This window comes from Methylomonas rosea (assembly GCF_024505055.1).
In the GTDB taxonomy this organism is placed as follows: domain Bacteria; phylum Pseudomonadota; class Gammaproteobacteria; order Methylococcales; family Methylomonadaceae; genus Methylomonas; species Methylomonas rosea.
This window is the reverse complement of sequence record NZ_JANIBL010000056.1, coordinates 23063-33988: the sequence shown is the minus strand read 5'-3', so window position 1 is coordinate 33988 and position 10926 is coordinate 23063. Positions and strand designations below refer to the sequence as shown.

Sequence of the window (10926 nt, the reverse complement as noted above, 5' to 3'; positions counted from 1 at the left end):
CCGCGGCATACAGCCTGACGCCGGCTTCGCCAACCCAGACCAGCAAGGTTCCGGCCCTGGCCGCCAACGCGGCGGCGTGATGCGAAACGCGGGTGCCGGGTTCCAGCATGATGCAAGCGATGGAGCCGACCGGGATATGGGTGCGGATGCCGGTTTCGTCGATGACGACGAAGGCACCGTCCTTGACGTCGATCTGGCCTTTTTCGATAAAGACCATGGAGACGCGTTCTTTCATGGCGATGGGTTTTAGGGGTGGGAGCATGAGGTGGCGCTAATTAAAGTCGGGCAGTTGTAACAAGCGTTCGCTACGCCATACCCTGATTACATGAATTGTCTGATCTTCCAACCAATACACCATGCGAAAAGGCGAATGAATTAGCTCGCGTCTATTGCGTTCGGCAAATTCCAGAAGCATCCGGCCGATTTCAGGATGATCAACCAAGGTTTCGACATGAGCTACGGTGTCTGCAACAAAGTTATCGCCGATATGCGGCACGCCTTGTTGCAGATAATACGCTTTACTGTCTATGAGGTCGTTGAATGCGGAATCGGCAATCAGCAGGTTCATTTAGCCGATACCCAGTTTGGCTTTAACCTCAGCCAACTCCATGCTTCGGCCATTTTTAACATCCATCAGACATAGGGCAACGGCTTTCATAAAAGCCCGCTCTTCCTGATTTTTTTCGTAGCCATCCAAGTCTTGTACCACGGCGACACCGCCACGACGGCTGGTTAAAAGCACTGGCAGGTGTGTTTCTTTTACGTGATTGACTACTTTGCCTGGATTGATTTTTAAGTCGCTAAGCGGAATGACATCTTCGGAAAATTTGATGTTCATGGTACTTACTCGTAGTGTTTTTTACGGTTTGACTTCAGCAGCTGTTAACAGGTGTAGCAGATTGCCAACATTTGCGGAAGGCTCATAAAGGACAAACCATTTAGAAACTTAATTCGGACGGCATCAAGTCTGATAAACGTCACGCCGGTGGCCGATTGCCACCACGAGTATTTTGAGTTCACCTTCATCGATGGTGTAAATGATGCGGAATCGCCAACCCGGATACGATAACGATCAACAACCGATTGCAGCTTTTTAACGCCCGGTGGCCTTGGATTGTCGGCCAAATGTTGAACGGCAACATAAATGCGCTTTTGAACATCTTTCGGAAGTTTAGAAAAGCTTTTTTCAGCGCTAGTCTTGTAGGCAATTTTATAGGCCATATTTAGCTTTGAGCTCTTCGGCGCTTATTTCTCCCGGCTCCTGCAATGCCCGTTCGGCTTGTTCGATGTCGGTTTTGTCTTCAATGTATTCATCCAGCAAACGGTCCAAGAATGTCGAAATGCTAACACCCGCGGCCCGTGCGGCCTGAATGATGCGAGTTTCGATAGGTGCTGGTAATTCGATCATGGCTTAACCTCCATTGATAATTTCACGAGCATGGTACTACGCGTCGAACCATCAGCAAACCACAGCCAAACGCCTTGGCGCGACCCAAGCCGTTAAACAGAATTTCGCGGAATTTTTCAGGGTCGGTGATTTGCAGTTCGCCGGTGAAATCGACGGAGCTGAAGCCAGCTTTTTCGCCTTTTTTATCTGTTTTTTGTGGCAGGCTGTGCCAAGCGTAGGCGCTGTTTTGTACTGTAAACAAGCCGCTTTGATCCGTTACCAGGGCGAATCCGTGACCTTCGCCCTGTTCGACCAGCCAATTTTGCAAAGCTTGATCAATTTGCGCTTTGATGGCCCATTCCAACTTGTCGGATAAGACCGAAATTTGTGTCAACCGCTCTGCATACAACGGATTGGTACACAGTAATTCGGTCAATCGCTTTTCCAGAACCGCACCGCCTTGATTTAACAGCAACTGTTTAAGCACTGCCTTACTTGGATTAGCCGGTATTGATTGTTGCAAACTGCATTCGTTAATCAGGGCCTGTAAAAAACGCCGTTGCTCGTGCATCACTACATCGTGATGTACGCGCTTTTTGGTGATTTTCTCCTTGAGCCCTTTATCTTTGCGCTGCTTTGCGTGTTTGATTTGCTCGTCTTCGCCGCGCGCCACTTTAACCTGCACGACCGGATTGGCACGCAAACTAAACGACAGCACATCCCCTTTTTGCAAAGTCGGCTGATAGGTTTTACTCTCAACTTCAAACAATGAGTTTTCCACCTTCAGCGGTTCGACTTGCGAAACCAGATAATAAACCGGCTCACCGCGTACCGATGGCGAAGGCCCTAACTGTTCGCGGGCGATTTCTTCGCGATACAAAAAGGTTCTGGCTTCTTGATTGGGAAACAAACGCCATAACATGCGATGCACGGCGTATTGATCGTATCTGAGCATGTCGGCCAACTCCGACAGCTCGTTAATGCCGGGGCGGATTCTGATTCTGGAAAAGTACATTACTCACCTTCCTGATAAAAATGGTGTTCCTGACGCGGCGCAAACTGCCAGCGTTTACGTGATGTCGGCTGATCGTGGCGAACGCGGGTCTGGCGGCGGATTAAATCCTCATCGCTGGAAAAATCGTTTTCCGTCCCTTCCCAGTAGTAATGCCGCTGTTTACCGACATTTAACCAATATCCATCTTGCTGGGTTAGTTGCCCCAAATCGCCGTCGGTCGATTTTTGCGTGAGCAAGGGTTTATGCCGGTAGGCCTTAAACGCCGCCAACAGATTGGCCTGATTCGGCAGCAGTTGCGGGTTTAACGGTGCCGCCAGCGGACAGGATTTGCGCCCCAAATACAGGTGAAATACCGGATTGCGCAATTTTTCTTCAATCTGCGACAAGCTGAACGGCGCAGCCTCCAAAGCCCGCAAGGCCACTACCGCCAAGGCATCGCTGCGGTATTCGCGGCTGGACAAAATGGTGCCTAGTCGCTCTTTGCCCAACACCAGTTCGTCACGGCGGGTACGGTAGACAAACTTGCCTGCCGAATCCGGCACTTGCGCCGTGTGGTAATCGCGCAGCAATTGGCCGGTGCTGAACACTTCCACAGCAACGTGGTAGCCTTGCTGCAAGGCGACTTGTTGAGTTTCGTCACTACGCTCTATGCCCAGCGCCGCACCGATCAATCCCAATATTGCCGACTTGCTGGGATAGTTGGCGCTATGCCGGCTTTCGCCGACGGCGATCTCGCCCCAACTGGCCAACGGGCCGTATAAACGGAATAACAGAAGATCCATGATCGGCTCCTATTGGCCGACGAAATCGAGTAGTTCGGCTAACGATCCTTGACGCTCTGGGACATTGAGTTGATAACGCGCGTCGGCGCAAGCGCCATAAACCGCATCAAAACTGTCGTTTTGAGCTAGCAAGGCTTGGATTGCCGCCGCTTCGTCGCAGTGATTGATGGGCTTTAAATACGCCACCGACAAGGAGCGCGGTTGCTGTTCGCCTTTTTCCGCCAGTACAAATGATGCATAAGCACGCGAGGCAAAGCTGTTTTGCTTGCCTTCCGGCGCAACTTTGACGGCAGCTTCGATCAAGGCGCGAACCGCTTGGTTGGCTAATGCTTCGTTGCCATCCAGATTTTTAATCAGCAAATCACGGTTGATACAGATATAGGCGTAAAACAAACCGGCGGCGAAGCGGGTTTCACCGATGTGGGCTGCGCCCATGTCGTCTTGGCCGTTATTCAGATCGTCTACAGCTGTGAAGTAATCGTCTTCAATCACCACAGGATGTACGCTGATAGCGTGGGCCACTTGGCAGGCTGCTTCGATATTAAACGCCGGGCTGGACGCCAACATGCGACCAAACAAGGCAATATCTACCGCTTGCTGGTTGACACGTAATAAATTGAGTTCCGCTTTCTCCGGCTCGCGCTGTTCGGCGATCAGTGTTGCCGTCAATCTGTCCAACGCTGCCCGCTCAGCAGGGCTGACGTGCACCAATTGTTCGATTTCCAATTCCGCCAACGGGTCACTTTTATCCGCCTTTTTTAACGCGCCGAAGACACCGGCAATCGCTTTTGTCCATTCCTTGGCATCCTTATCTTTGACCCCACCCGCCAGCAGTGCGTTATAAATCTCTAACCCAAGTAATTTAGTCCGGGTGCCTAAATGGCTACCGACAGCGGCTTGAAACAAATCGGCAGTCCGCCAAGTTCTTTTTAAACATTGCGACGAAACCCGTAGCCGATCATAACCACCCATTTTGGCGGTTTTCGGGCTGCCTTGATCGTCGCGATTCAGGTTGGCAGGTGGGTAAGCAGTCAGCAAATGTAATTGAATGAAACGGCTCATGTAATTCTCTCCTTGAGTTAGTTTTTCGGGGTTGGCACAGAGAAATAGTCGGTAGCCCAGCGCACGGCCAGACGGTCTTTAGGATGGCGTCCCAGCGGTTGGCTGAATTCTTTATGCCAATGGATGATGTCATTGGTTAATGCCAGCACGTTTGTGGATTTACCCAGCAAACGAATGGCGCGCAGCATGCGCCGATAGAAATCTTCAACGGTCGGACTTTTTTGCAATTGCTGAAAACGTAATTCGCTCATGGGCGCTTTGCTTTTGCCTTCAGTTGGCTTGGCCAACTGAGTAGCAAAGCTTTCCGCGGCGTTATTCGTTTCAACATGCGCCAACAGACCTGCTATCGCCGCCGCTACCGGTAAACGTTGTTCGGTTGATAGTTTTTGTGGAAAGCCGTCCGGCATTTGATGCAAAAAACGGAAAAAGGCGTCCGTTAATAAAATATCTTCCGGCGCTTCTGCGCGGCGCAATCGCGCGCGGTCACCACGATTACCTCCGCGGTCACCATCATCGCCGTTTAACCAGCGATGCCATGTCAATAACGCTTTTTGTTCGTCCTGCATTAGAAAATAGTAATTACTCATTTAGGCTGCCTCCTCCGCATTGGCATGGGCTTTTAACTGCTTGATGATTTTGTTGCCACGAAAACGACCCAACATGGCTTTTTTGGCGTTGACGATACGTTTCAAATCAAGGTCTTCCGGTGTCGCTGTCAGGGTTGCGGTCTCGAACACTAGAATCATTTTGCTCATCAGGGTGTTCAACCAACTAACGTAGTGTTCGGCAGGTACCAACCGGGTATCTACTGGCAAAACGGCCAACCGTTCCAACAGGCAGAAGAACTCAGCCTCGGTCGCTTGCCAAAATTGCGCATCGATTTGGCTCATATCGCCTTTGGCATCTTCCGGGCGACGAAACCAAGCGGCTTTGACTTCGCCGCGAAGAATCTTCACGGTTTCCCGTGCAGCGTCGATTAACTCGCTCGTCCAACTGGTCAAATTGCTTTGTTGCTGTTCAGACAGGTAGAACACCGGAAAACGCGTCTCGTACCAACACCGCGCCTTCATTGATTTCTTTTCATCCATGTCATAACCGAAACACCACAGCGCTGCACCGCCTCTGTCCGCCAGTTTGCGCCCTCTATCCCGGTTGTAATGTTGAACGAGTTTGGCGGCCCTATCGCCATTGGTTTCATCCTGTAGCGCCAATCCCAACCAATGCCGGTAGCCCAAACCGCCTTGCTGGCCTTTCAGTGACAGCGGCGGATTAACCTTTTTGGGATCGTGGCGGTAAGGCGTTAACGGATGCTGCCAAGCACCGTCGTAATTAGTACCGTAATTTTTGGTGCAATATTCGCGAAATATCGAATCTGCCGGGCTTCCGCACAAATCGCAGACAGCCGATTCGCAAGTTGTAATCAAGCGCATTCGGCGCGGCATGCCCCAGTAGGCGTGTAGCGGATGAACATCACCCGGCATGGTCATTTGTCCTTTTTCAGAAGTCCGCGTTTTGCCCAGCCAAGGCAAAACGCTGACGTTCACGTTATCCGCCGAATCGTGGTCTTCCTGGTTGAGTACGTTCAACCACAGTTTTTGCCACAAAGTCGTTTGCGTTGCTTTGGGAATAACCAAGGTCGTTAACGGCCCACCGCCACGTAATCCGGCACGATGACCGCGACCTCCACCCGGCGCATTGGTTTGTAAGGTAAATAAAGCGCTAGCCGCACAGCTTGGGCAAAGCTGATTCGCCGAACCGCGTTTGATGAAATGATCGAGATTGTCTTTCAGGGTTTTGCCGCCAGGGGCCTCGATCAACAGCGCCGCAATCGGTTTGGCTTCGCCATCAGGCAAATCGAAATCCTGCAAAAATGCCGGGCCTTGCTCGCTAGTCAATTCAAAACAAGGAGCGAGTTTGTCTAAACTGGCTTGTAACACGGTTGCGGACGGTGGCTGTTCCCAATATTCCAGCCATTGATCTTCGTCCTCGGGTGCAAAATTGGTTTGCAACAAGCCAATCAGAAACTGGTACAACGCACCCTGAAAGTCCGGCCTTGGCGCGGTGATTTCAATCACTGGGTTTTCGGTTTCGGCGATTTGCCACGGGGCGATACAATCGGATTGGCCGTTTTGACGAATGACCGGTATCCATTGATCGGTAATCAAATTCATGCATTTTCTCCTTTCTGGGTTTGCCAACCGCCTTCGGCGCTGTAGTAATGTTGGGTCGTTGCTGTCAGTGGAAAAACCTCCAGCCAACGCAAGGCTTGGTGTTCGGTTTTTAGCGCTTCTATCTGCTGCTTTAACTCGTCCGGTATTTGCTGGCTGGCTTTTTTCCATTCGCGCTCCGGCAGCTTGATGGTGCTCATTGCCCAGGCGTACTGTTTAGCATCCGCATAGGGTTTGAGTTGGCTACCGCTCAATACGGCCAAGACTACCGAAATGCTTTCTTCTTCGGTCAGGCGCGTGGGGATTCGGGTTTCCTCGTCCCAGTCATCGCTGCTTTTTCGGGTGTAGCCCTTGTCCAATTTCAACACATTCAAGTCAGCCATACCTTTCTGCATCATGTCCTTGCCTTCGGCCTGAAGAGAAGCCTGTTGCAGCGATTCTGGAATTTGGTCTTGTGCTTCGTCCGAATAAACCCCTTCAATCAAATCCCGCGCATCGTCCGGCATACTGAAACCAGCCGCTTTTTCCAATAATCGCGCAGACAACCAAAGCTGACCGACATGCGGGTAAACCGCTTGAGTGCCGGCATGATCGGTCTTAAGCCAATCACTGGCAGCATCTTCATTTGGCGCAGGTGAATACAGGTAGAACACCGGTATTCCACGCCCGTCCTCGGCATCTGTTTCGCGCTGGCGATTGCCTAGAACATCGCGGATATGGCGGCGCAAGCGGCCCGCGCGTTGAATCAATAAATCAATCGGCGCAAGGTCGCTGATCAATACGTCGAAATCCAAATCCAGAGATTGCTCCACCACTTGAGTGGCAATCAGGATTTGACCTTTGCGGCTTGCATGGCTGGACGTTTCGCCGAAGATTTGCAAAGTACGATTTTCAATGGTTTGACGGTCGATCATCGCAAAACGACTGTGAAACAGACTCAACTGCTCGGCAGGTACGCCGCTACCCAGCAATCGTTGATACGCCTCACGCGCAGACTTAACGGTGTTGCGTATCCAGCAAACACATTGACCTTGCTGGTTGGCCTGCAAAATCTTGTCGATCACTTCATCCTGGCTGTCTAGCCGCGCAACCTTGACGGTGCGCTTGACTTCCGGGCGGGTGTCGATTGGGGTGTCGATTGGGGTTTCGGTTTGCTGCGCCGGAACATGGGTTGCCAACGGATACGCGGCTGGATCAGATAAATTGGGCACCGGCAAATCCAGCCCGCGCTGAAATGCCGCCACCAGTTTTTCGCGCAGATTTTGCGGCAAGGTAGCCGATAACAAAATCGCGCTTCCGCCTTGACGGGCATGGGCTTGTAGCAAGGCCGACAACAGCTTTTGCATATAGCTGTCGTAGGCGTGGACCTCATCCACCAGCAATATCTTGTTTGCCAAGCCCAACAGGCGTAACGATTGATGTCTGGCGGGCAATACTGCCAATAAGGCTTGATCCAGCGTACCGACACCGACATCGGCCAATAAGGCTTTTTTGCGACTATCCGCCACCCAGGCATTGCAATAGGCGGTGGCGCTGAGCTCCTGCTCGTCCGGGTTTTTGCCGGTTTGGTAATCGGCATCGGCATGGTGTTGTTCCGATAACAGCACCGAGTCACGAAAAGCTTGCGACAACTCTCGCGCACCATGCGCCAACACCAGCGAGGGCTGTTCAGCCGGTTGATAAAAGCCGCGATAAACCTTGCCCAAGCGTTGATACATGGCGTTGGCGGTCGCCATGGTCGGCAAGCCAATGTACAAGCCTTGCGCCAAACCGTTTGCAATCAGGCGTTGCGCCAGAATCAGCGCGGCTTCGGTTTTTCCGGCCCCGGTGACGTCTTCCAAAATAAACAACTGCGGCTGGTCGGTTAATGGCTCATCAACGGCGTATTGCTGCAAAGGGGTTGGCTGCTGAATAAATGGGAACAGGGTTTGTACGGTTTGAAACTGGCCCGCAAGCGGTGGCTTCGGTAATCCGGCAAGTGCTTGTTCTGCCTCGGGCAAGGCTATCGTTTGCCAATAGTCGGCAAGTGGCATCGGTTGGTCCCAATAGGCAAAATGCTCTTGATTCGACCCTAGCCAATCGGCGAGAACGGCTATTCCGGCCAATTGCCACGAAACCGGTTTAAGGCGCGTTGCGAGACTTTTTTCCATCAATGGCTGAAAGTCGAAATTCGGTAACAAGCATTCGAGCACCGCTTGCAGGTAGTCGAATGCGGCTTGTTCGTCGTCAACTTTGAAGAAATTAGGGATTCTGACACGCTCCAGTTTGGGCGGCATGCCATGATGGCCGGTGACGATTTCCAGCCACGGATCAATTTTGGCTGCCCATGCGTTGTTTTCGGCATCGTATTTAGCCAGCTTTTCTTGCAATACCTCTCGCCACAATGCGAAGCCCAAGCTATCGTGGCGCTCCGCATAAGGCATACCGGAACATGGCTTTACCAATTTCTCCGACAAGTCCGATCTCAAGCCCTGAAACGCGCGCGCAAACTTGCCCAAATCGTGTAATGCCAGACAAAGCGTAAACCAGCTTTTAAGCCATTCCGGTTCGACTTGCAGTTGCGCGGCCAATTGCTTGCAGATTGGTTTATCCGGCGCTAACCAATACCTCCCCACCGCCGCCACATCCAAACAATGATAAGGCAACAAATGGTACGCCACGCCCTGTTCGGCTTCCGGTTTGGCTTTACCCCAATAGCGATAGTAGCTGGCATGGTTGGTCACTGTTTTTGCTTCCTTAGTCGTTTGTGTGGGTCACTTTTTGGCTTTTTAACACTGCTTGGTCTCAAAACCCGAGACTGAGAATTTTTTTTCGTTAGCCTGTTAATTTTTCACTGGCTCCACGCCATTGATTCAGCCATACACCCCCAACATTTTTCCAACTTCCATTTTGACCAATTTGCGCAAAAACTCCGGTTCGACAACTTCCACTTCCGCGCCGTATTTCAGAATGTCCATCAACAGTTCTTCGTGGCGGTTGAAGGGGATGCTTAGCTGATAACGGCCGTCGGCCAGCCATTGGCTTTGTTGCTGACTGTGCCAGTGTTCATCGGCCACCCAGTGCGCGGCCCGTGGGCTGAAGTTGAGAATGGCAGTGTATTTGGCGGTGCCGGCGAAGATGCCGTAAGCCGAGCCGTAGTGTTGGTGCAGTCGGTCGGGGTCGATCATGTGTGCAACTTGGCCGGACGGACTGGCGGTCTTGATGCGGTCCAGGGCGAAAGTACGCGGCTCGTTGCGGCTGTGGCAATAAGCGTCGAGATACCAGTTGTCTTTGTACAGCACCAGATTTTGCGGGGAGACGGTGCGCTGGCTGACGTGATTGTCGCTGCGGGCATGGTATTGGATGCACAGTTGCTGCCGATTGAATAGTGCTTGCACCAAGGTTAGAAACAGTTCGTCGTTGCGGCCACGGTAAGCTTGGCTAAGAATTTTGATGCGATCTAGCTGCGGCGATTTGACACCCGGCGAGCGATTTAGCAGTTTTTCCAGGTGGTCGCGGAGTTGGCCGATTTCGTTACGCAACAATCCCGGCGCCAGGTTACCGAGCAGGTGCTGGCAGGCGATTAGGGCTTGCAGCTCTTCGGCCGTGAGCCAGATGCCTGGCAGTTCAAAAGGGTGACGAGGGTCGTCGCGGTCATAATAGTACCCGCCAGCGCTTCGGTCGCAGAGCAACGGCGCGTTCAGGCGGTCGCGCAAGTCGTCCACCAAGCGCTGGCGGGTGGCTTTGGAGCAAGCCAGTTCTCTGTCTATTTGTGGTCCTGAAATCGGCGTGCGCCGGTTTTTGAGCAGGCTATGGAGTTTGACGATTTTATCGAAGTGCTGCATGGCTAAAATCTCTATCCCTGATGATTTGTCACTAACATCTTAGACCAGCTTTCCAAGCACGAGAGGCCTGCCGGAAATAAAACATCAATAGCACTCCGGCCCTAATTTACATCGACCGATTATTGGCAGAGTGGAACCAATTGGTTAAGCTTATGGTCAGCGCTGACGCTATTGGATAATCGGCGCTGCGCGAGCCGCGAAATTGGCTATCTTTACTAACAAGGAATGTCATGAAACAGACCATTAGTTTTGTCACACTAGGCGTTACCGACCTGGAACGGAGCCGTCGCTTTTACCAGACGCTGGGCTGGCAAGAATCGTCCGGCAGCCAGGAAGACGTAGCATTCTTTCAGGTGGGGAGCATAGCCTTTGCCTTGTTTGCCAGGGAGTCGCTGGCGGACGATGCGAACATATCGTCTGAGGGATCGGGCTTTCCCGGATTTTCCCTGGCTCACAACGTCGCGTCGGAGCAGGACGTCGACACAACATTGTTAGAAGCGGTTTCGGCCGGCGGCAAGCTGATTCGTTCTGGCGAAAAAGCCGCTTGGGGCGGCTTCAGGGGCTATTTTGCCGACCCCGATGGCTTCCTTTGGGAGGTTTGCTTCAATCCGTTCTTCCCACTAGACCAGCATGGCTTTGTGCAACTGCCAAACTAATCTATGACTTGAATTTTTATTTATAAACAACT

Annotated in this window: 12 protein-coding genes and 1 pseudogene; 1 reads left to right on the top strand and 12 read right to left on the bottom strand. The window is 52.0% G+C overall.

From position 1 onward, the window contains the following. The 12 genes and pseudogenes from NP589_RS16545 to NP589_RS16490 form a co-directional block, all read right to left on the bottom strand. Positions 1 to 262, bottom strand: a pseudogene (locus tag NP589_RS16545) (type I-E CRISPR-associated endonuclease Cas1e); the annotation flags it as partial. Between the two features lie 9 nt (positions 263 to 271). Beyond that, on the bottom strand, positions 272 to 568 hold the full coding sequence (locus NP589_RS16540; protein WP_256607989.1) for a type II toxin-antitoxin system RelE/ParE family toxin: 297 nt from the start codon (positions 566 to 568) through the stop codon (positions 272 to 274). Then, a complete protein-coding gene (locus NP589_RS16535) occupies positions 569 to 838 on the bottom strand; it encodes a type II toxin-antitoxin system Phd/YefM family antitoxin (protein ID WP_256607988.1) in 270 nt (89 codons plus the stop codon). 44 nt (positions 839 to 882) lie between these two features. After that, complete coding sequence (locus NP589_RS21840; RefSeq protein ID WP_256607987.1) at positions 883 to 1221, bottom strand: type II toxin-antitoxin system RelE family toxin; 339 nt, start codon at positions 1219 to 1221, stop codon at positions 883 to 885. Further along, positions 1211 to 1408, bottom strand: coding sequence for a hypothetical protein (locus tag NP589_RS16525; RefSeq protein WP_256607986.1), 198 nt, complete (start codon positions 1406 to 1408; stop codon positions 1211 to 1213). Before NP589_RS16525 ends, NP589_RS21840 begins: the two co-directional genes overlap by 11 nt. 22 nt (positions 1409 to 1430) lie before the next feature. Beyond that, positions 1431 to 2402, bottom strand: coding sequence for a type I-E CRISPR-associated protein Cas6/Cse3/CasE (gene cas6e / locus NP589_RS16520; protein WP_256607985.1), 972 nt, complete (start codon positions 2400 to 2402; stop codon positions 1431 to 1433). After that, positions 2402 to 3184: a type I-E CRISPR-associated protein Cas5/CasD gene (gene cas5e / locus NP589_RS16515; protein ID WP_256607984.1), complete on the bottom strand. Its 783-nt coding sequence runs from the start codon at positions 3182 to 3184 to the stop codon at positions 2402 to 2404. The genes cas6e and cas5e overlap by 1 nt, the downstream gene beginning before the upstream one ends. Before the next feature lie 9 nt (positions 3185 to 3193). Beyond that, a complete protein-coding gene (cas7e, locus tag NP589_RS16510) occupies positions 3194 to 4246 on the bottom strand; it encodes a type I-E CRISPR-associated protein Cas7/Cse4/CasC (RefSeq protein WP_256607983.1) in 1053 nt (350 codons plus the stop codon). A gap of 17 nt (positions 4247 to 4263) precedes the next feature. After that, positions 4264 to 4833, bottom strand: coding sequence for a type I-E CRISPR-associated protein Cse2/CasB (gene casB, locus NP589_RS16505; protein WP_256607982.1), 570 nt, complete (start codon positions 4831 to 4833; stop codon positions 4264 to 4266). After that, the gene (gene casA, locus NP589_RS16500; RefSeq protein ID WP_256607981.1) at positions 4834 to 6417 is read right to left on the bottom strand and encodes a type I-E CRISPR-associated protein Cse1/CasA; all 1584 of its coding nucleotides are present in this window, start codon (positions 6415 to 6417) and stop codon (positions 4834 to 4836) included. Continuing rightward, positions 6414 to 9137 (bottom strand): CRISPR-associated helicase Cas3', encoded by a 2724-nt coding sequence (gene cas3 / locus NP589_RS16495; protein WP_256607980.1) that lies wholly within the window; start codon positions 9135 to 9137, stop codon positions 6414 to 6416. The genes casA and cas3 overlap by 4 nt, the downstream gene beginning before the upstream one ends. A gap of 129 nt (positions 9138 to 9266) precedes the next feature. After that, positions 9267 to 10238, bottom strand: coding sequence for a helix-turn-helix transcriptional regulator (locus NP589_RS16490; RefSeq protein ID WP_256607979.1), 972 nt, complete (start codon positions 10236 to 10238; stop codon positions 9267 to 9269). Positions 10239 to 10468: 230 nt separating this feature from the next. On the opposite strand from NP589_RS16490, the gene NP589_RS16485 reads away from it, so the two are divergent. Further along, a complete protein-coding gene (locus tag NP589_RS16485; protein WP_256607978.1) occupies positions 10469 to 10894 on the top strand; it encodes a VOC family protein in 426 nt (141 codons plus the stop codon). Positions 10895 to 10926 lie beyond the last annotated feature (32 nt).

What these genes read in the sequence shown, in the direction of transcription:
- NP589_RS16540 (WP_256607989.1), bottom strand. Translation starts at nt 568, where the DNA reads ATGAACCTGCTGATTGCCGATTCCGCATTCAACGACCTCATAGACAGT.
- NP589_RS16535 (WP_256607988.1), bottom strand. Translation starts at nt 838, where the DNA reads ATGAACATCAAATTTTCCGAAGATGTCATTCCGCTTAGCGACTTAAAA.
- NP589_RS21840 (WP_256607987.1), bottom strand. Translation starts at nt 1,221, where the DNA reads ATGGCCTATAAAATTGCCTACAAGACTAGCGCTGAAAAAAGCTTTTCT.
- NP589_RS16525 (WP_256607986.1), bottom strand. Translation starts at nt 1,408, where the DNA reads ATGATCGAATTACCAGCACCTATCGAAACTCGCATCATTCAGGCCGCA.
- cas6e (WP_256607985.1), bottom strand. Translation starts at nt 2,402, where the DNA reads ATGTACTTTTCCAGAATCAGAATCCGCCCCGGCATTAACGAGCTGTCG.
- cas5e (WP_256607984.1), bottom strand. Translation starts at nt 3,184, where the DNA reads ATGGATCTTCTGTTATTCCGTTTATACGGCCCGTTGGCCAGTTGGGGC.
- cas7e (WP_256607983.1), bottom strand. Translation starts at nt 4,246, where the DNA reads ATGAGCCGTTTCATTCAATTACATTTGCTGACTGCTTACCCACCTGCC.
- casB (WP_256607982.1), bottom strand. Translation starts at nt 4,833, where the DNA reads ATGAGTAATTACTATTTTCTAATGCAGGACGAACAAAAAGCGTTATTG.
- casA (WP_256607981.1), bottom strand. Translation starts at nt 6,417, where the DNA reads ATGAATTTGATTACCGATCAATGGATACCGGTCATTCGTCAAAACGGC.
- NP589_RS16490 (WP_256607979.1), bottom strand. Translation starts at nt 10,238, where the DNA reads ATGCAGCACTTCGATAAAATCGTCAAACTCCATAGCCTGCTCAAAAAC.
- NP589_RS16485 (WP_256607978.1), top strand. Translation starts at nt 10,469, where the DNA reads ATGAAACAGACCATTAGTTTTGTCACACTAGGCGTTACCGACCTGGAA.